Annotated in this window: 19 protein-coding genes; 13 read left to right on the top strand and 6 right to left on the bottom strand. The window is 56.4% G+C overall.

Features of this window, described 5'->3' with window-relative positions; translation table 11 throughout:
- Positions 1 to 4: 4 nt before the first annotated feature.
- Positions 5 to 559, bottom strand: coding sequence for a YiiD C-terminal domain-containing protein (locus J3362_RS06485; protein WP_041645218.1), 555 nt, complete (start codon positions 557 to 559; stop codon positions 5 to 7).
- 186 nt (positions 560 to 745) lie between these two features.
- Between J3362_RS06485 and J3362_RS06480 the strand changes: the two genes are divergently transcribed.
- The gene (locus J3362_RS06480; RefSeq protein ID WP_349518703.1) at positions 746 to 1,699 is read left to right on the top strand and encodes a type 2 periplasmic-binding domain-containing protein; all 954 of its coding nucleotides are present in this window, start codon (positions 746 to 748) and stop codon (positions 1,697 to 1,699) included.
- Between the two features lie 14 nt (positions 1,700 to 1,713).
- On the opposite strand, the gene J3362_RS06475 is transcribed toward J3362_RS06480, so the two are convergent.
- Positions 1,714 to 3,600: a methyl-accepting chemotaxis protein gene (locus J3362_RS06475; protein WP_349518702.1), complete on the bottom strand. Its 1,887-nt coding sequence runs from the start codon at positions 3,598 to 3,600 to the stop codon at positions 1,714 to 1,716.
- 147 nt (positions 3,601 to 3,747) lie between these two features.
- Between J3362_RS06475 and J3362_RS06470 the strand changes: the two genes are divergently transcribed.
- The 4 genes from J3362_RS06470 to selD all read left to right on the top strand — a co-directional run bounded on the left by J3362_RS06470 (position 3,748) and on the right by selD (position 8,824).
- Entirely contained in the window at positions 3,748 to 5,268 is a 1,521-nt protein-coding gene (locus J3362_RS06470; protein WP_008171577.1) for a carbon-nitrogen hydrolase family protein, read from the top strand.
- A gap of 172 nt (positions 5,269 to 5,440) precedes the next feature.
- The gene (locus tag J3362_RS06465; protein WP_008171578.1) at positions 5,441 to 5,839 is read left to right on the top strand and encodes a hypothetical protein; all 399 of its coding nucleotides are present in this window, start codon (positions 5,441 to 5,443) and stop codon (positions 5,837 to 5,839) included.
- 40 nt (positions 5,840 to 5,879) lie between these two features.
- Positions 5,880 to 6,548: a helix-hairpin-helix domain-containing protein gene (locus J3362_RS06460; protein WP_349518700.1), complete on the top strand. Its 669-nt coding sequence runs from the start codon at positions 5,880 to 5,882 to the stop codon at positions 6,546 to 6,548.
- Positions 6,548 to 8,824 (top strand): selenide, water dikinase SelD, encoded by a 2,277-nt coding sequence (selD, locus tag J3362_RS06455; protein WP_349518699.1) that lies wholly within the window; start codon positions 6,548 to 6,550, stop codon positions 8,822 to 8,824. Before J3362_RS06460 ends, selD begins: the two co-directional genes overlap by 1 nt.
- Here selD and senB read toward each other — a convergent pair.
- Entirely contained in the window at positions 8,821 to 9,807 is a 987-nt protein-coding gene (gene senB / locus J3362_RS06450) for a selenoneine biosynthesis selenosugar synthase SenB (protein WP_349518698.1), read from the bottom strand. The genes selD and senB overlap by 4 nt on opposite strands.
- Positions 9,808 to 9,984: 177 nt before the next feature.
- Here senB and J3362_RS06445 point away from each other — a divergent pair, with 177 nt between their 5' ends.
- The 4 genes from J3362_RS06445 to J3362_RS06430 all read left to right on the top strand — a co-directional run bounded on the left by J3362_RS06445 (position 9,985) and on the right by J3362_RS06430 (position 13,740).
- Complete coding sequence (locus J3362_RS06445; protein WP_349518697.1) at positions 9,985 to 10,866, top strand: putative selenate ABC transporter substrate-binding protein; 882 nt, start codon at positions 9,985 to 9,987, stop codon at positions 10,864 to 10,866.
- Entirely contained in the window at positions 10,866 to 11,516 is a 651-nt protein-coding gene (locus J3362_RS06440) for a phosphonate ABC transporter ATP-binding protein (RefSeq protein ID WP_349518696.1), read from the top strand. The genes J3362_RS06445 and J3362_RS06440 overlap by 1 nt, the downstream gene beginning before the upstream one ends.
- Positions 11,517 to 11,532: 16 nt before the next feature.
- Positions 11,533 to 12,999: a PhnE/PtxC family ABC transporter permease gene (locus tag J3362_RS06435; RefSeq protein WP_349518695.1), complete on the top strand. Its 1,467-nt coding sequence runs from the start codon at positions 11,533 to 11,535 to the stop codon at positions 12,997 to 12,999.
- A 135-nt stretch (positions 13,000 to 13,134) separates the two neighbouring features.
- On the top strand, positions 13,135 to 13,740 hold the full coding sequence (locus tag J3362_RS06430) for a hypothetical protein (RefSeq protein ID WP_349519257.1): 606 nt from the start codon (positions 13,135 to 13,137) through the stop codon (positions 13,738 to 13,740).
- Here the strand turns inward: J3362_RS06430 and J3362_RS06425 are convergent.
- Entirely contained in the window at positions 13,733 to 14,044 is a 312-nt protein-coding gene (locus J3362_RS06425) for a hypothetical protein (RefSeq protein ID WP_349518694.1), read from the bottom strand. The genes J3362_RS06430 and J3362_RS06425 overlap by 8 nt on opposite strands.
- Before the next feature lie 89 nt (positions 14,045 to 14,133).
- On the bottom strand, positions 14,134 to 14,595 hold the full coding sequence (locus tag J3362_RS06420; protein WP_349518693.1) for a hypothetical protein: 462 nt from the start codon (positions 14,593 to 14,595) through the stop codon (positions 14,134 to 14,136).
- 132 nt (positions 14,596 to 14,727) lie between these two features.
- Between J3362_RS06420 and J3362_RS06415 the strand changes: the two genes are divergently transcribed.
- The 3 genes from J3362_RS06415 to J3362_RS06405 are packed head-to-tail and all read left to right on the top strand — an operon-like array spanning position 14,728 to position 16,951.
- On the top strand, positions 14,728 to 15,648 hold the full coding sequence (locus J3362_RS06415) for an ABC transporter ATP-binding protein (RefSeq protein WP_008171591.1): 921 nt from the start codon (positions 14,728 to 14,730) through the stop codon (positions 15,646 to 15,648).
- A 26-nt stretch (positions 15,649 to 15,674) separates the two neighbouring features.
- Positions 15,675 to 16,436 carry an ABC transporter permease gene (locus J3362_RS06410; RefSeq protein WP_349518692.1) on the top strand — a complete coding sequence of 254 codons (762 nt, stop codon included), beginning with the start codon at positions 15,675 to 15,677 and terminating at the stop codon, positions 16,434 to 16,436.
- The gene (locus tag J3362_RS06405) at positions 16,400 to 16,951 is read left to right on the top strand and encodes a DUF192 domain-containing protein (RefSeq protein WP_349518690.1); all 552 of its coding nucleotides are present in this window, start codon (positions 16,400 to 16,402) and stop codon (positions 16,949 to 16,951) included. Before J3362_RS06410 ends, J3362_RS06405 begins: the two co-directional genes overlap by 37 nt.
- Before the next feature lie 25 nt (positions 16,952 to 16,976).
- On the opposite strand, the gene J3362_RS06400 is transcribed toward J3362_RS06405, so the two are convergent.
- Positions 16,977 to 17,768, bottom strand: coding sequence for an enoyl-CoA hydratase (locus J3362_RS06400; protein WP_349518689.1), 792 nt, complete (start codon positions 17,766 to 17,768; stop codon positions 16,977 to 16,979).
- Positions 17,769 to 17,956: 188 nt separating this feature from the next.
- On the opposite strand from J3362_RS06400, the gene J3362_RS06395 reads away from it, so the two are divergent.
- Complete coding sequence (locus J3362_RS06395) at positions 17,957 to 18,100, top strand: hypothetical protein (protein WP_167450411.1); 144 nt, start codon at positions 17,957 to 17,959, stop codon at positions 18,098 to 18,100.
- The last annotated feature ends 24 nt before the right edge of the window (positions 18,101 to 18,124 follow it).

Raw genomic sequence — 18,124 nt, 5'->3', positions numbered from 1 at the left:
CTATTCAGGCCTCTGCTTTAAACCCTTTCTTCCGCACGCGGTAATGGGCGATGGAGGTCGCTACATGATTGCCCTCTTCGTCCACCAGTTTGCCTTCCAGGGAGAATTTCGCCCGCCCGGTCTCGTCAGCGTCGGCAAGAATGGCTGCCACGGTTTCCGGATCCAGGGTGAATTCTACGGTGACATCGCTGTTGGCTGGTTGGAGAAACTGCAACGTCATTTCCTTGAGAATCGGCGTGTACGAAGGCCCCAGATCAAATAAGGTCAGCACGCCACCGGGAATTTCGGCTACCAGAAAGTATGCGCCCGCATAAAGGCTGCCGAAGTGGTTTTTGTTGCCTTTCAAGCGGATTTTCGCTCTTACATAGCCTGGCCTGACCTCCTCAACGCTGAAGTTGTTCCGCGGTGCAAACGGAATCGACAGACCGATGATCTTGTTCACCGCAGCGTACCCGCCCGTCTTCTTCAGCCAGGCCAGAGGGCTGGCCAATGTGGCCTTGGGGTCGGTACTTGCCACCCATTGACCGGTCGCTCCGATGAGATTGTCGATAATTGCCATTACCAAGCTCCGAAATTGATTGGGAACTGATGATTACAACGGACTCCAGTGCTCGCAAGAAGGTTTTACAATTTTTTTGGATGTTGTCCGATTTATTTTTGAGTTTCTGTTCTAAAGTGAGGATGCGTGCCTGAATCATGACTACTTGTTAGCCGGTTTTTCCAGTAGTAAGAAAGGATTTCTCATTTGGAATATTCTCTGCCCGCTTCCCTGGTCTTCCACCGGTTCCGAAAACTGGTTCTTTGCCTGATGCTATTGGGTTTCTGCCTGGCAGCGGGACCCCTCTCAGCCGCAGCGTCATCGACCACTGCGTCGCAGGCAGCCGTGCGCGGTTACGTACTCTGGTACCGGAACTACGACAGCCCTGCCATCCGGGCCCTGGTGGAGCTTGCTCTCAAGAAAACGCCCGAGTACGGAGAATTTCAGATCATCAGAAGTGAAGAGCTGAGCCAGGGCCGCGTACTGAGGGAACTGACAGATGGCCAGTCACGATTAGTTGACATTGCCAATGTCGCTACCTCCGCAGAACGGGAGAAGTCCCTGACCGCCATACCGTTTCCGGTCGATGGCGGGTTGCTCGGTTTTCGGGTTTGCGTGGTCATGCCGGAATCCCTGCCCAGGTTTGCGGGAATCAAGACTCTGGATGACTTGAGAGACAGTCAGATTCGGATTGGCCAGGGCGCCCACTGGCCAGACACACCGGTGCTTGAAGCCAACGGCATTCCGGTGGTCACTCATTCCCGATACGAAATACTGTTCGGAATGTTGCGTAATGAACGCTTTGAGTGTTTTGCCAGGGGCGTAAGCGAAGTGCTTTACGATCTGGAATTGGAGCAGGATCCCAATCTGATAATTGAGCCTGATCTGTTGATCGCCTACCCGATGCCGTCTTATCTCTTTGTCGGTCCCGAAGACCAGGAAACCGCGCATCGCCTGCAGTTGGGAATCGAACGCGCCATCCTCGATGGCAGCTTCAATGATTTCCTCAGGCACTACTACGCCCGCGCGGTGAAAGAGCTTGATCTCGACGAGCGTACGGTCATTACCCTCGAAAACCCGTACCTGAGCGAAGAATCCCGTTACGTTGGGCGCAAAACCTTCGAGAACCTGCGCCGTCGACTGGAAGTCCTCAGTCGCTAGCAGTCGCCCTTCGCTTACACCCGGAACCTCGACACGTTCTGGTTCAGTGCGGTGCCGATGCGTTCAATCTGCCCGCTGTAAACATCGTTTTCGGTGGCCGCGGCGGCCGCTTCCTGGCCCTGATCCGCAATCCGGGTAATCGACGAGTTCAATTCCTCGGTAACCGACGTCTGTTCTTCGGAAGCTGTGGCAATCTGCGACGTCATCTGGCTGATGGATGTGATGGCCTCGGCAATCCGGTTGAGAGCCTCCATGGCGTCCTGGGCTTTTTCCATGCTGACATTGGATACCGCGGTTGAGGCATTCATGACATCGACCGCATCATTGGCGCCCTTCTGCAGACGCTCAATCATGTTGTTGATTTCCTCGGTGCTGGACTGAGTACGCTGGGCAAGGTTGCGTACCTCGTCTGCCACAACTGCGAAGCCTCGCCCTGCTTCACCGGCCCGAGCCGCTTCAATGGCAGCATTCAATGCCAGCAGGTTGGTTTGCTCTGCAATACCCTGAATAACTTCAAGAACCGTCGTGATGGACGCAACGTCCTTGCCAAGCGTGTTGATGACCTCCGCGGCTGCATTGATCTCCTTCGAGAGCTTCTGTACGGCGTCCCGGGAGGCAGCGACTGTCTCCAGCGAAGCCCTGCTGTCCGCATCCGCGGTGTTGGCGGCATCTGCGGTTTGCTGTGCGTTCTGGGCGATCTCACCGGCAGCGGCCGACATCTCGTTGATTGCCGTCGCCACCATGTCGATCTCGGCCTGTTGGCTTTCCACGCTCGAACGACTGGTACTGGCGGTATCTCTAAGCGAGCTGACATTATCCCCGAGTTCGGCGCTACCCTTCTGGACATCCCGGACGACCGTCTGGATATTCTCGGCAAACTGGTTAAAGCTCCGGGCCAACTCACCGAACTCATCTTTTGCACTGTCGTCCAGGCGCTGGGTCAGGTCGGCATCACCACTGCCAATATCCGCCATGGCCTTGTTCAAGCGGCGAACCGGCGCCATCAGAACCTTGATGCCCAGATGCAGGATCACCAGAGAAAAGATCAGGCCGATCACGGCCATGATCAATCCAGTCATCCTGGCGCTCTGGACCGGTGCGTTGATCTTGTCCGCGTTTACAAAGGTCCCCAGATACCACTGTACCCCGCGCGCTTCACTGATCGGATGGAAACTGGCCTCCCAGTTGCCATCATCATTAGTGTATTCGTGGGCATCCCCGCCAAGATCCGGCTTGCCGCCAATGAGCTCACTGATGTTCTTGCCGACAAGGTTTTGCCGTGGGTGGAACAGTATGGTGCCCCGCTCATTGATCAAAGCGGCGTAACCGGTGTCCGCCAGGGTGACTGTGCTCAGGGTTTTTGCTATGGCGCCCAGTCCTATATCAGCACCGGCCACGCCCTCGTAGTCACCGCGCTTAACGGGCGCAAGTGTGGAGATGATCATGTCGTTGGTGCTGGCATCCTGATACGGCTCGGTGAACGAGGCGCTGCCGAGGCTCATCGCCTTCTTGTACCAGGGGCGCTGGCGGGGATCGTAATCCGCTGGCAGCGTGGCATTCGCCTCGGGTGATTTCATCAGCATGTAGCCGTCGGTACGCCCTACATAGACATCCCGGAACCCGCCGCCGGTGGTAATAGCCTGAAGAATAACCCGCGCCTCTTCGTCGTTCTCGGCATTCTCCAAGGCTTTTGCGGTGGCTTCAGTCATCACCAGCCGGGTATTGAGCCACTCGGCGATGCTCGACGTGCTCTGCTGCACGGTGTCGTCAATCAACGCGTTCACATAGGTTTCTGTGGTGTTTTGTAGCCGTAAATCGCCAGAGAGCGTAAAAGCCCCCATAACCAACAGCAACAGAATACCGAAAGCAGTCAGGAGCTTTTGCCCGAATGTCAGCTGCACGGTCGAGTCCTCAGCAATAAATTGATATTCGTTAATGTGTGTTTCGGCCCATGGTGCGAAGTCTTTAGCGGCTTCTGTTAAACTTTCTAATTATTGGCGCAGACGCTGAGATTGTCCTCATTCCATAACGAACGGGAGCCGAACTGAATGGCCCATGAAGAACTGCACCTCAATCTCCGGAACCTGAGGCTTGATGACTACGATCAGCTTCAGAAGCTTATGGATCGGGTATACGACGACATCGGAGGCTCCTGGCCGAAGGACACCATCAAGGCATTGGTGGAGCAGTTCCCCGACGGCCAGATCTGCATTGAGGAAAGTGGCCAGCTTATTGCGGTTGCGCTGACGGTCTGCGTTAAGTACGAGCGTTTCAGCAACCCGCATACCTACGACGATCTGATCCTCCGTAACGAAAAGATCTGGCACAACGCCAATGGTGACTCGCTCTATGGGCTGGATGTCTTTATCCACCCGGACTATCGGGGCTACCGCCTGGGTCGCCGACTCTACGAAGCGCGAAAAGAACTCTGCCGCTCCATGAACCTGCGTGCCATCCTGGCGGGCGGGCGCATACCGAGCTACTTCAAATACGCCGAACAGTATTCACCCGAAGAGTATATTCAGCGGGTCGATCGCAAGGAAATCTACGATCCGATTCTGAGTTTCCAGCTTTCGAATGATTTCCAGGTTACGCGGTTGATGCACAAATACCTGCCCGAGGATGAGAAATCCCAGGGCTACGCGACGTTGCTGGAATGGCGGAACATTCTCTACACCCCACCTTCCCCGGTTCTGAGCGTCAAGAAAACCCAGATACGGCTGGGCGCTGTGCAATGGCAGATGCGTGAATTCACCTCGGTTGAGGAGGTGCTCGAGCAGGTTGAGTACTTCGTGGATGCCTTGTCTGACTACAAAAGTGACTTCGCTATCTTCCCGGAGTTTTTCAACGCGCCGCTGATGGGGCTTACCGATCAGATGGACCAGACCCGGGCCATCCGTTTCCTCGCCGGATTTACCCAGCAGTTCCGGGAAGAGATGTCTGAAATGGCGGTGAGCTACAACATCAACATTATCACCGGCTCCATGCCACTGATCGAAAACGATCGGGTGTATAACGTGTCCTATCTCTGCCACCGGGACGGTCGTGTTGATGAGCAGCGCAAGATTCACATCACGCCCCACGAACGCCGCGACTGGGTTATCGAGGGCGGCAACCAGTTTGAGGTATTCGAGACCGATGCCGGCCGGGTTGCCATCATGATCTGCTATGACATCGAATTCCCTGAACTTGGCCGTATTGCTGCCAGCCAGGAGGTTGATATCATCATGGTGCCGTTCTGGACCGACACCAAAAACGGCTACCTCAGGGTTCGCCAGTGCGCCCAGGCTCGCGCAATCGAAAACGAATGCTATGTGGTAGTCACTGGTAGCGTTGGCAACCTGCCGAAAGTCGAGAACCTGGACGTCCAGTACGCCCAGTCTGCCGTATTCTCACCGTCGGATTTTGCCTTCCCGCACGATGCAGTCATGGCGGAAACCACGCCGAATACGGAGATGATCATGTTCTCCGATATGGACCTGGAAAAGCTGAAACTGGTGCGTAACGAGGGGTCTGTCACCAACCTGAAGGATCGCCGCGTTGATATGTATGAATTGAAGACCAAGTAAACTGGCCCGATCAGCCAGGTGAAATTGTTAAATAACTGCGTTAGCGGTCGATCGTATGGCACTGATGGCGTTGCAAAACTAAAATTCAGTGTCTATTGTTTAACCAATATCCAGCCTGTCTCCCAATGAGACAGGTTGCTGTGGATACGGAAATCACCAGAGAACCCGATTCATGAACGAAGCATTGCCGGACCTTGTCGCACGATTCCGAGTCAGACAGGGCCTTTTTCGAAAGGAACTTGTCGAGGCCGCCCTCTATGAACTGGACGGCTACGGTTGTGTTATGAAAACCGACAAAGTGTTCAACCCGGGTGATACCGTGGTGCTGGATCTCGTGATGGACATGCCGTTCGACAAAATCCGCGCGGAAGGGCTCGCCGGCCTGGTGACCGAACGAAGAAAACACTGCAGCAATTTCTTCTATTCAATCGATTTTGTAGAGCTCGACTCCAACGGCAGCTCGTCGCTGGCGGAAAAGCTCCGCAGAATCCGGGAAGTGCTATCCAAGAAACAGTCGCTCAAATCACGTCGTTCCCCAGGCTCCATGTCCGGTTTCCGGCAGATGGCCTGATATTGATTTTCGTTGAAACCTGCCCGTAAGGAGACATTCCATGGCGAAGAAAGCCAAACAGAACGTTGATAAAATCGTTAAAAAGGTCAACAAGGAGTTCGAAAAGACTTCTTCCCAGATCGAAGGCCTGGTGAACGATGCGCTGAAGCAGTTCGACAGCCTGCAAAACCAGGTTCAGGAGCCTGTCCGCAAACTGCTCAAGGAAATCGACGAGCTTCGCGATCGCGAGATGAAGCGTTTCCACGAAGAATTTGAGCGTCGCCTGGAAGAGTTCCATGAACTGCAGAGCAGCATTCTCGAGCGGCTTGGCGTAGCGTCCAAGGAAGCGGGTCAAGAGGTCAAGAAACTCACAGATGAAGTGAGTAAAGAGGCCGGCACAGCGGCCAAGAAATCAGCGCCGAAGAAAACCGCCAAAACAGCTTCCAAAGCCAAAGGCGCGACCAGCAAGCCTGCGTCGAAAAAGCCGGCTGCTAAAAAGCCTGCAGCCAAGAAAGCACCAGCGGCCAAGGCTGCAAAGCCGGTCGACAAGAGTGACCTGACGCTGGTTAAGGGTATCGGCCCGGCAACCGCCAAGAAGATGAAGGACGCTGGCATTACCTCAATCGACCAGATCGCCAATCCGTCTGCAGAAGACCAGGAAAAGCTGAAGGCCTTCTCAAACGTCAAGGGATACAGCCAATTCAGCGCTGAAGCCAAGAAAATCGGCTGATGCGAACGCCTGACCAGCCTGTTTTACGGGACATTGTCCTGATTGGCGGCGGGCACAGCCACGTCGGGGTACTTAAACGGTTCGCCATGAACCCTCTCCCCGGCGTGCGCCTGACCCTGATCTGCCGCGACACCCACACCCCCTATTCCGGCATGCTGCCTGGCTACGTGGCAGGCCACTATAGCTACGACGATGTCCACATCGATCTGAGCCGCCTGGCGGAATACGCTGGTGCACGCTTTTACAGGGCTGAAGCCATGGGCATCGACCGGGATCGGAAGCGGGTTATCTGCCGCGGTCGCCCGGATGTGCCCTACGACATACTGTCCATCAATATTGGCTCGTCTCCGCGGGTCAATGAAGTGGAAGGCGCTTCTGACCACGCAGTTCCGGTGAAGCCGATCACCGGCTTCAACAACCGCTGGCTTGCACTGCTCTCCCGTATCGAGAATCACGACGGGCCGCTGGCGGTTGCGGTTGTTGGCGCCGGCGCCGGTGGCGTTGAGCTGACGCTCGCCATGCAGTTTCGCATGAAGAATGAACTGAAACAGCGTGGTAAAGATCCCGGTCAGTTGCATTTCCACCTCTTTGACGCCGCCGATGAAATTCTGCCAACACACAATCCCAAGGTGCGTGAGGTTTTCCGAAAAACCCTGTCGAATCGTGGTGTGAAGGTCCATCTGGGATCGCCAGTCAGCAAGGTTCAGGAAGGGTTATTGATTACCGAATCCGGCGAAACCCTGCAAACCGACGAAGTGCTCTGGGTAACCCGGGCTGGTGGCCCGGAATGGCTCAAGGATACAGGCCTGGCGCTCGATGATGGCCTGTTCCTGAGAGTACGAGATACCTTGCAGGTGGAGAACGACGACAGCATTTTCGCGGCCGGCGACATCGCCAATGTAATGAACCACCCCCGGGAAAAAGCGGGGGTATTTGCGGTAAGACAGGGACCTCCCCTCGCCGACAACCTCAAGCGGTTTGCAACCGGCAAGGACCCGAAGGATTTTCACCCTCAGAAAAAGTGGTTGGCGCTAATCAGCACCGGGGACAAATACGCGGTGGCCTCCCGGGGAGATCTGCAATTCGACGGCGCCTGGGTCTGGCGCTGGAAAGACTGGATCGATCGCCGCTTCATGAAAAAGTTCAATGATCTGCCTCCAATGGAGGAAGAATCCAAACTTCCGGATACGGCTGCCGCACAGAATGCCGAGGAAGCCTCCCAGGCCATTTCGGCGGTTGCCATGCGTTGTGGTGGTTGTGGCGCCAAGGTGGGCAGCACCGTTCTTTCTCGTGCCCTGGGAGAGCTGAAGCCCATCGAGCGGGACGATATCCTGATCGGCCTTCACGCCCCGGACGACGCCGCCGTTTTGACAGTACCACCCGGCAAAGCCGTGGTTCATACCGTGGATTTCTTCCGTGCGTTCATTGACGACCCCTACATCTTCGGCAAGGTGGCGGCCAATCATAGCCTCGGTGACGTCTTTGCCATGGGCGCCGAAGCCCAGAGTGCCACGGCCGTTGCCACGGTGCCTTACGGCATTGAATCCAAGGTTGAGGATGTCGTCTATCAGATGATGTCTGGTGCTGTTGAAGTGCTGAACGAGGCAGGATGCGCGCTTGTTGGCGGGCACACCGGAGAGGGCAAGGAACTGGCCCTGGGCTTTGCAGTCAACGGTTTGATCGACCCTGAAGAAGTCATGAGCAAAGGTGGCTTGAAGGCCGGCGATGCCCTGATTCTCACCAAGCCCATCGGCACAGGCACCCTGTTCGCCGCTCACGCAAAGCTCGCCGCCAAAGGTCGTTGGATCGATTCCGCCCTCGCTTCCATGGTCCAGTCCAACAAAGCGGCCGCTGACTGCCTCAGGAAATTTGGCTCAAAAGCCTGTACCGACGTTACCGGCTTCGGTCTCCTCGGGCATCTGGTTGAAATGACCAAACCCTCGGGTGTGGATGCCGAGCTCGATCTTTCTGCCATCCCGATCCTTCCGGGCGCGGAGGAAACAGCAGCAGCAGGGATCCTCAGTTCGCTGCAACCCGCCAACATTCGGTTGCGCCGCGGCATCCGGGATCAGGAAAAGTGGGTCAACCATGCACGCTACCCGTTGATCTTTGATCCGCAAACGGCGGGCGGCCTGCTGGCAAGCGTCTCTTCCGACAAGGCGGAAGAATGTATACGGGAACTCAAAGCCCTGGGTTACCCGCATACTGCTATCATCGGGCGAATTACCGCCCAGGACGAGACCGGACCGATCGAGCCCATATCCCTGCGGGATTAGTGCCGCTCTGGGCAGCGTTGCACCGCCTGGCGCAGCGCCTGCTCGAGCGCCGCCTGCTCTTTCTCCGGCATGAAATGCCCGGCAAGCTGACTGACTTGATCCTTGAGAGTGCCCAGAAATTCCGGATCCTGCTCTATTCTGTAGAGAAGATCAGCCAGGGCGCGCTCCTTCCCGACCGGAAAATAGCCAGCATAATTGTTGCCCAGCAGCCCAACATTCCCGGGGATGTCCGAGGCGATCACCGGAAGACCGGCACGGCAGGCCTCGGATACCACGTTCGCGCCACCCTCCATCACCGAGCTGATCACCATTACCTGGCTATCGGCCATCAACTGCCGGGCTTCGCCTTTATCTAATTCCCCAAGCCACTGGAAGCGAGGATTACCCGCCATCTCCTGTTCCGCTTTGGCGCGCCAATTTTCGTTGTAAGCTTTGCCAGCGCAGACAACCTGAATGCGGGAGTCGTCGGGCAACAGGCGGGCTGCGTAAGCCGCCCTGAGTGAATCCTTTTCTTCTCGGAGATGGCCGATAACACAAACCCCGAATTCCCTCTTTTGCGCATTCTCGCGTGGCGCGGGATATGATTCCGGCCCGTCTGCAGACTGGTAAACTGTCGTGAGCTTGTCAGCCAACTCTGTCGGAATATCGTGGGCGACAAGATTGTGAAGGCCGATCAGGGCATCCGCGGCCTCCATGGAATACCGGGTCTCTTCCGGAAACTCGTGCTGATGGCGGTAGATATCCGTACCGGTCAGCGCAACAATCAGGGGCCTTTCAGGCCAGGTTGTCCGAAACTGTCTGATGGCATCAACGCTTCGCCACGCATGGAGAGCGATAAAAGCGTCGCAGGGCTCACCGCCATAGTCAGTCAGGATGTCCACCGCATGGCCGGCATTCTCCAACAGGGTTTTCCAGCGCTCAGCCGTAGCCCGGTTTCCGGCTCTTGAACCCGGCTGAGCGGGTGTGATCATTGTGATGCGCATAGTCTTGGCCGTGACCCAGGTGATTGAAAAGCGGAATGTTCGGTCCTGAGCCAATTAAACCCGCAAACCGTATAGCTGTTCAGAGTTAACGTAAATCAAGGTATCCTGCAAGGCACTGGGGAGCCCCGACTTCCCGTGAGTCACATTCCACACAGTCTGGCAAAGTAAGGAACTCCAATGGCCCTTAATCTAATACGGAAATTGATGGTTTCCAGTCTTTTCTGTTTTACCGCGGCTTCGGCCACGGCTGAAACCTTCGTGTTCACCGCTATACCCGATGAAGACGAAACCAAGCTGGTCGAGAGATTCAAAGGTGTGGCCGATTATCTCTCCCAGGAACTGGATGTTGAAGTAAGGTACATCCCGGTTAAATCCTACGCAGCCGCAGTGTCCGCGTTCCGTAACAATCAGGTTCAGCTGGCCTGGTTTGGCGGGCTGTCCGGTGTTCAGGCGCGTCGGCTGGTTCCCGGCTCCGAGGCCATCGCCCAGGGTGTCGAGGATGAAGCATTCCAGACCTACTTTATCGCCAACACCAGCACCGGCACCGGCATCGAGCCTGCCGACGAGCTCTCCGCTCTGGAAGACAACCTGAAAGACAAAACCTTCACCTTCGGCTCGAAAGGGTCAACTTCCGGTCGTCTTATGCCCGAGTTCTACATCCGGGACGTGTTCGGCGCCCAGCCGGATGACTTCTTCTCCCGGGTTGGTTTCAGCGGCAACCACACGCGCACCCTGCGCCTGGTTGAGGCCGGCACCTACCAGGTCGGCGCCCTGAACTTCCAGGTTTGGGAAAAAGAGCTGGCGGACGGCAACATCGATACCGATGCCGTTCAGGTCATCTGGGAAACACCGCCCTACCCGGACTACCAGTGGACAATTCGTGGTGACGTTAACGAGCGCTTCGGTGATGGCTTCAAGGAACGTGTAACCGAGGCCCTGCTCAACCTCGACGATCAGGCGCTGCTCGAGAGCTTCCCCCGGTCCGGATTCATTCCGGCCTCCAACGATGACTATGAGCCCATTCGCAAAACTGCGGAAGAGATTGGAATCCTGGACTGATGTCAGGGTTTGATCTTTCAGGCCTCACGGCCTCTTTTGGCGGCGAGCGGGTCATTGGCCCGCTGTCGCTGAAAGTCAAAGAGGGAGAGCAGGTTGCCCTCGTGGGCAAGAGTGGTGCCGGAAAATCCACGCTTATCCGGCTGATTCATGAAAGGGTAAACCGGGAGTCCTCGCTCGTTCCTCAGGACCTGGGACTGGTGAATGCTCTGCCTGTGTTCCACAACGTGTTTATGGGGCAGCTGGATAAACATTCCACCTGGTACAACACCCTTACCCTGATCCGCCCGTTTTCAAAGAATCGCGACGAAGTGCGTGAACTGCTGAAGGCCCTGGGTATGCCTGAAAAACTGTGGCTACCCACCGCGTCGCTCTCCGGTGGACAGCGCCAGCGTGTCGCCATTGCACGTGCCCTCTATCGTAAGGCGCCCGTACTCCTGGCGGACGAGCCCATTTCAGCGCTCGACGGACCGATGGCGCATCTGGTAATGGAACTGCTGAAAAAACGTTTCCAGACCAGTGTGATCGCACTGCACGATGTCGAGATGGCGTTGAAATACTGCAGTCGCATTGTCGGCATTCAGGACGGCCAGGTTGCGCTGGACGAATCCACTGAGCGCCTGTCGGCCACCGACATTACGTCGCTGTATTAGGGAAACGGCCACGCTCATGTTCTCTTCCCCAACGGTCCGCACCAGCTTCATTTTCGTTGCCGTGGCCATAGTCGGCCTGTTGTTCGCAGACATCGCGATTACTGCGTCCAACCCATGGCGGGACCTTGGCAACTTTTTCCTGGGCGTTGTGACACCCAACTTCTTCAGCAGCGAAGGGCTGATGACGGCCCTGCTGAGGACCGTTGCGTTTGCGTTTGTCGGGGTAGCCCTGGGCAGCGTTTGCGGTTTCCTGCTGTCGCTGGTTTACCGTTTCTTGCCCGTTCGCATCTTTTGCGCGTTCATCCGGGCTATCCATGAGCTGTTCTGGGCCCTGATCTTCCTTCAGTTTTTCGGTTTTCATCCGCTGACTGGTGTACTGGCAATTGCCATTCCCTACTCCGGGATCTTTGCCAAAGTGTATTCCGAAATCCTGGATGAGACGGATCCGGAGCCCGGACGGTTGTTGCCCCCCGGCACCGGTACGATAGCGGCGTTTCTTTACACCCAGATCCCCGATTGCTGGGTTCAGCTTCGTACCTATACGGCCTATCGGTTGGAGTGCGGCCTCCGTTCCAGCGCTATCCTCGGGTTCGTGGGCCTGCCGACACTCGGTTTCTATCTGGAAACCTCGTTCTCCCAGGGGCTCTATTCAGATGCTGGCGCCATGCTGATCCTCTTCTACGTGCTGATTGCCACCATGCCCCTCTGGGTCAGGCCCAAACTTCTGCCCGTCTATATTCTCGGAGCGCCTTTTTTTCTGGGCGATGGCCTGCCGATTGTCTGGGGCAATGTGGCTCGTTTCTTTACCGAGGACATCGTTCCCAGCCCACTGCGAAATGATGAAGGGGTCGCCGGTCTGATCCCATGGTTCAACGATCTGATGGTCAACGAGGCCATGCCCGGCATCTGGAATACCGTGATACTCACCCAGATCGCTCTGGTCGCAACGGGCATCCTGACGCTCCTGGCATTCCCTCTGATCTCCAACCACTTCGGTGGCCCGGTTCGGCGCACATCGGGGCATATATTGCTGGTCATAGCCCGTTCGACACCGGAATACATCCTCGCCTATATTCTGCTGCAGCTCTGGGGTCCCTCAATGCTGCCAGCTGTTGTCGCGCTCGCGCTGCACAATGGGGGGATCATCGGCCATCTGATTGGCCGCCAGACCAACGGCATTCGCCTGCGGCCCGATGCGCCGACCGGCTTCAATCGCTACAGCTGGGAGCTGGTACCGCGGGTATATCGATCGTTCCTGGCGTTTCTGTTTTACCGGTGGGAAATCATCATGCGGGAAACCGCGATTCTCGGCATACTTGGGATCTACACGCTGGGCTTCTACGTCGACAGCGCCATCCAGAACATACGGTTTGACCGGGCTATGGTGCTGATCCTCATCACAGCACTGCTGAACATCGGCATTGATACCCTCGGCCGCTATATTCGCCGCAAGCTGGCCTTGCAGACCATGCCCACCTGCTAGCCCGCACTGCGATCCCCATCACAGTTCCGTCATTTCGGCCAACCCTAATCCGGTAATTGGCGACCGGTTGGCGGTATTGTCCAGATACATTCCGTTACACTCTGATCACCTATTGCAACATTCAGAGTTCTGGTGATGATGGTTAACGGGTTGATTCTCTTCATTCAGGTCGGGCTGCTGGCGCTGCTTGTCCTGCTGGCTGTGCGGGTTATCTCGCTGGTGCGTTCAGAACCCATCGCAGTCGGTCGCCAGGAAATCTGGCCAGCAACGAAGGACACGGTGGCTACCGACCTGCCCCCAAACGGTTCCGAATGGCCGGTCGCCAGCAGAAGGCCGGTTACTGAGGCTGCGCCGGACCGGGCTGAGCTCATCACCCGATTGCACATTCTGGCGGGCCTCCAGGAGCGGGATTGCCGTGTAAAGGGTCTGGTGCTATCGACCGCACCCGATGCGGTCAAAGCCTATGCCACGGCTTGGCTGTACGGTGCCGGCTGCGCCCTGAGCGACAAAAGCAGTCGGCATTCCGAGGCACTGGCCGGAATTGTTGCCCAGACCATCAATCGAAAGACGGGGATCCGGCAACCGGAGGCGATTCAGGCAATCAGCACATTAACAGACAGTGCGGTTTACCTGGCTTGCTTCCGGGCGGGTCTGGAGGGTGCGGAGTTCTGGCGATACAACCATTTCGTACCGCCCACGTCGAGTCTTTACGACGCCATTACTGCCAACGCGTTTATTTAGCAGCCTGTCTGTTTGCGGTTTCAAGTACCCAGTCGGTACCCAGGGCAACGGGTTCCGCATGATCCTGCTCGTCCACTCGGGTTCCGGTTATTTCAGGCCGGCTGAAGCCGCCATCATCCGTATTGGCCATGCTGTTTACATCCACGGAACGAACCACATAGGTTACGCCGCCGGCCAGCACTTTGGCGCGATGAGTCAGGCCGAAAACAAACCGGCAGTAATCCAGCTTTAGCTGAATCAGATCCTGTTCGGCTTTGCGGATTTTTCTGAGCAGAACCTTCTGAACGCTATCTCCGTAATCCATCACGTTGTCCCTGCAAATGGCGATGAGATGATTTTACACAATCCCGGCCCGTTGTCAGCCGACCGGTTTCCGGTTCAGCTGTCCCGGTGCTATTCGGCCTGAAAAACCAGCTTAACCGGAATATTTTCGATGGGTTCCTGGCCCTGTTGCAGATCAATGCGCCAGATCATTGTGCCATCCACCGTGCAAAACGGGGCTGTGAAACGGGCGGAGTACTGGTTTTCCGCCTGTTTGCCGAGTGGCACCGGGTACTCGCCCATGTACATGGACTCGCCCCGGAGAACAGCCAGAAAACGTTCCGGACGTTCCGGTGTAGCAACGGTTAGCTGGTATTCGGTGCCCTGAGCGCCCACTCCCATGGTGTTGAGGGCAACCTGCCAATCTCCGGAACCATTTGACCATTGGCACGGACCGCTTTCCAGCAGATCACACTGAACGGTCTGACTTTCTCCGCCGAACGTTTCGCCAGTGTCTCCGAGCAGGCGCCAACCGAACACACCGGCAACAACCACGGCCAGAATCAATCCTGTAACAGCAATAGCGCGTAACATAACCGCTTCCCGAGCAAACCTGGCCGGCATTATGGGGTTTTCTCCGGCCGAGGCAAAGGTTTCTAAACTGGCGCTACTCATGAGAAAATACTGCGCCTTCAATTCGACCCATTCTGACCACAGGACACGCCCGTGCAGCCGGATATTTCCGTAAAGCACCTGAGCAAGGTATATGGCGACGGTTTTCAGGCCCTGAAAGACATCAACCTGGACATCCGCCGTGGCGAGATCTTCGCCCTCCTCGGCCCCAATGGCGCCGGCAAGACCACGCTCATCAGTATCATCTGCGGTATCGTCAATGCCTCCTCCGGACAGGTAACGGCCGCCGGTTACGACATTGTCAAAGATTACCGCAAGGCCCGCGAGACCATCGGGCTGGTGCCACAGGAACTCAACACCGATTCATTCGAGACTGTCTGGAATGCCGTTTCCTTCAGTCGTGGGCTATTCGGCAAGGCGCCGAAACCTGCGCACATCGAGAAAGTCCTTAAAGATCTTTCTCTCTGGGACAAGCGCAACAACCGGATCATGTCTCTCTCCGGTGGCATGAAGCGCCGCCTGATGATTGCCAAGGCGCTTTCCCATGAGCCCCAGATACTGTTCCTCGATGAGCCCACGGCCGGCGTTGACGTTGAGCTGCGCCGGGACATGTGGGAAATGGTGCGCAAACTTCGGGAACATGGCGTGACCATCATCCTGACTACCCACTACATCGAAGAAGCCGAGGAAATGGCGGATCGCATCGGTGTTATCCGCGGTGGCGAAATCATTCTGGTCGAGGACAAGGCCCAGTTGATGACCAAACTGGGCAAGAAAGAATTGCGACTGCAGCTGCAGCACAAACTGGACAAGGTGCCCGGTGAACTGACTCTCGAGCCGATAGAGCTGTCAGAGGATGGTTACGAGCTGATATACACCTTCGATTCCCAGCGAGAGCAGGCAGGGGTAACCCGATTGCTCCGCACGCTTGGCGATCTCGGTATCGAATACCGCGACCTTCAAACGCGGGAAAGCTCCCTTGAAGAGATTTTTGTCGGCCTGGTGCACGAATAAAACTGCCGGCTATTCTGGAGAAATGCATGAACCTGTACGGTATCCGCGCAATCTACAATTTTGAAATGGCCCGCATGAAGCGCACTGTGATGCAAAGTGTGCTCTCGCCGGTTATCTCCACCTGCCTGTATTTCGTGGTGTTCGGCTCAGCCATCGGCTCGCGGATGGGCGACATCGACAACATCGCCTACGGCGCTTACATCATCCCCGGCCTGGTGATGCTGTCGCTGCTGATGCAGAGCATTTCCAACGCCTCCTTCGGCATCTACATGCCCAAGTTCTCGGGCACCATCTATGAAGTCCTCTCTGCACCGGTATCCTATGTGGAAGTGGTGCTGGGTTATGTCGGTGCTGCTGCCACCAAGTCGATTATCCTGGGACTCATCATTCTGGCGACCGCCAGGTTTTTTGTGGACTACGACGTACTGCACCCCTTCTGGATGCTCTCCTTCCTGGTGCTCACCTCGGTGACCTTCAGCCTGTTCGGTTTCATCATCGGCATCTGGGCCGACGGATTCGAAAAACTCCAGATCGTGCCGATGATGATTGTCACACCGCTGGTTTTCCTTGGCGGAACCTTCTATTCAATCGACATGCTACCAGAGGTCTGGCAGACGGTGAGCCTGTTCAATCCGGTGGTCTACCTGATCAGCGGTTTCCGCTGGGCGTTTTACGGCGTGTCTGATGTTCATATTGCCATCAGTGTGGGGATGACCCTCGTGTTCCTCACGGCCTGCATGGTGGGCATCTGGTGGATTTTCAAGACCGGCTACCGGTTGCGCTCGTGACCTTCACATCAGGGCCTGTTCGGGGGCCGGGAGTCTGGGCCCTCCTCGCAGCCAGCTCGCTGATTTACGGCTGCTCCTCAGGCATTGCGGCTCCTCAGGACGGCCTGCCGGTTGTCGAGGCCTGCTTTGTGTCTGCGTCGGGCATGGTGCCAGTGCAACTCGAGATTGCCAGCACTTCCGAGCAACGCCAGAAAGGACTGATGGGCCGTACGTCCATGGCAGCCGATGCCGGGATGCTGTTTAAATACCGCGAGCCGAGATCAGCCAGCCACGGGTTCTGGATGTACAAGACCCTGATTCCCCTCGACATCGCCTACCTGAACGAGGATGGCAAGATTGGCAGCATTCGCAAGATGGTGCCCTGCCCCTCGGCCAGCGGCTCCGGTTGCCCCACCTACCCGGCCGGTGTGCCATTCATCGAGGCCGTGGAGATGAACGCCGGCTTTTTCCTGGAACATGGAATCGGAACGGGCGACCGGCTTGCCATCGGAAAGGACAATTGCCCGGCAAATTAGGCCGGGCAATGTCTCAGCAGCCGGTTCAGCTGTCCTGCCACTCTGGCTTGCGCTTCTCCAGAAATGCGCAGATACCTTCCTGCGCATCGTTCGCCATCATGTTGTCTGCCATCACCTGTGAGGTGTACTCATAAGCGTCCTCCAACGGCATTTCCAGTTGCCGGTAGAAGGCTTCCTTACCAATCTTCAGAGTATGGCCAGACTTGTCGGCAATGGTACGCGCCAGCTTGTAAACCATTTCGTCCAGGTGCTGCTCATCAACAATCTGATTGACCAGTCCGATGCGTTCAGCTTTCACGGCACCAATCATCTCACCTGTCAGCAGCATTTCCATCGCGTGCTTGCGTGACACATTCCGGGACAGCGCCACCATCGGCGTGGAACAGAATAGCCCGATATTCACGCCAGGCGTCGCAAACCGGGCGGTATCGGCCGCCACGGCCAGGTCGCAGCTGGCCACCAGCTGGCAGCCGGCGGCGGTCGCAACACCCGCCACCCGCGCAATGACTGGCCGGGGCAGGTTCACGATCTGCTGCATCACCTTGCTACACTGGTTAAACAGAGCCAGCTGGAATTCATGGCTATCAAACTGCTCACGCACTTCCCGGAGGTCGTGTCCGGCACAAAACACGTTGCCATGAGCCGCCAGGACGACAACCCGCGTTTCCGAATCGGAGGCGATGATCTCCAACTCCTCAGACAACGCCTCGAGCATCGCCATGGAAAGGCTGTTCTTCTTCTCCGGCTGGTTCAGTGTAAGCGTGGTAATGCCATTTTCGCTGTACTTGTGCACCAGCTCTTGTGTTTGTTCAGTCATGTGGACACTCCATTTGAATCGTTGCTGCACCGGGCATTCTGGAATCTTACCCAGAGTATTGCTGACTGCGTCTATACTGTCGAAGCGACTTTTGTAGGATGCTCAGTTTTCAAGGCGTTGCGGTTGTTATAGACCTCTGCTGCCCATAGGGTGTTGGTAGAAGCCAAAACTGCAGAGAGGAATAACGCATGTCAAAATCGATGATCCTCAAAGCCATCTTCGCCATCGCGGTTATCGGCGGAGCAGTCTTCATAATCGTAAAAGACGAGCCAGCAACACCAACCGGCGACATCAACAGCATCCAGCCGCTGCCGGAACAGGACAACCCATAAATTAACCGAACCACCACACCGGAA

The organism is Marinobacter sp. NFXS11 (assembly GCF_040148675.1).
Classification (GTDB): Bacteria; Pseudomonadota; Gammaproteobacteria; order Pseudomonadales; family Oleiphilaceae; genus Marinobacter.
Note: the sequence above shows the minus strand (reverse complement) of the source record. Positions and strands in the feature narration are given on the sequence as shown.

What these genes read in the sequence shown, in the direction of transcription:
- J3362_RS06485 (WP_041645218.1), bottom strand. Translation starts at nt 559, where the DNA reads ATGGCAATTATCGACAATCTCATCGGAGCGACCGGTCAATGGGTGGCA.
- J3362_RS06470 (WP_008171577.1), top strand. Translation starts at nt 3,748, where the DNA reads ATGGCCCATGAAGAACTGCACCTCAATCTCCGGAACCTGAGGCTTGAT.
- J3362_RS06465 (WP_008171578.1), top strand. Translation starts at nt 5,441, where the DNA reads ATGAACGAAGCATTGCCGGACCTTGTCGCACGATTCCGAGTCAGACAG.
- J3362_RS06460 (WP_349518700.1), top strand. Translation starts at nt 5,880, where the DNA reads ATGGCGAAGAAAGCCAAACAGAACGTTGATAAAATCGTTAAAAAGGTC.
- selD (WP_349518699.1), top strand. Translation starts at nt 6,548, where the DNA reads ATGCGAACGCCTGACCAGCCTGTTTTACGGGACATTGTCCTGATTGGC.
- senB (WP_349518698.1), bottom strand. Translation starts at nt 9,807, where the DNA reads ATGCGCATCACAATGATCACACCCGCTCAGCCGGGTTCAAGAGCCGGA.
- J3362_RS06445 (WP_349518697.1), top strand. Translation starts at nt 9,985, where the DNA reads ATGGCCCTTAATCTAATACGGAAATTGATGGTTTCCAGTCTTTTCTGT.
- J3362_RS06440 (WP_349518696.1), top strand. Translation starts at nt 10,866, where the DNA reads ATGTCAGGGTTTGATCTTTCAGGCCTCACGGCCTCTTTTGGCGGCGAG.
- J3362_RS06435 (WP_349518695.1), top strand. Translation starts at nt 11,533, where the DNA reads ATGTTCTCTTCCCCAACGGTCCGCACCAGCTTCATTTTCGTTGCCGTG.
- J3362_RS06430 (WP_349519257.1), top strand. Translation starts at nt 13,135, where the DNA reads ATGATGGTTAACGGGTTGATTCTCTTCATTCAGGTCGGGCTGCTGGCG.
- J3362_RS06425 (WP_349518694.1), bottom strand. Translation starts at nt 14,044, where the DNA reads ATGGATTACGGAGATAGCGTTCAGAAGGTTCTGCTCAGAAAAATCCGC.
- J3362_RS06420 (WP_349518693.1), bottom strand. Translation starts at nt 14,595, where the DNA reads ATGTTACGCGCTATTGCTGTTACAGGATTGATTCTGGCCGTGGTTGTT.
- J3362_RS06410 (WP_349518692.1), top strand. Translation starts at nt 15,675, where the DNA reads ATGAACCTGTACGGTATCCGCGCAATCTACAATTTTGAAATGGCCCGC.
- J3362_RS06400 (WP_349518689.1), bottom strand. Translation starts at nt 17,768, where the DNA reads ATGACTGAACAAACACAAGAGCTGGTGCACAAGTACAGCGAAAATGGC.
- J3362_RS06395 (WP_167450411.1), top strand. Translation starts at nt 17,957, where the DNA reads ATGTCAAAATCGATGATCCTCAAAGCCATCTTCGCCATCGCGGTTATC.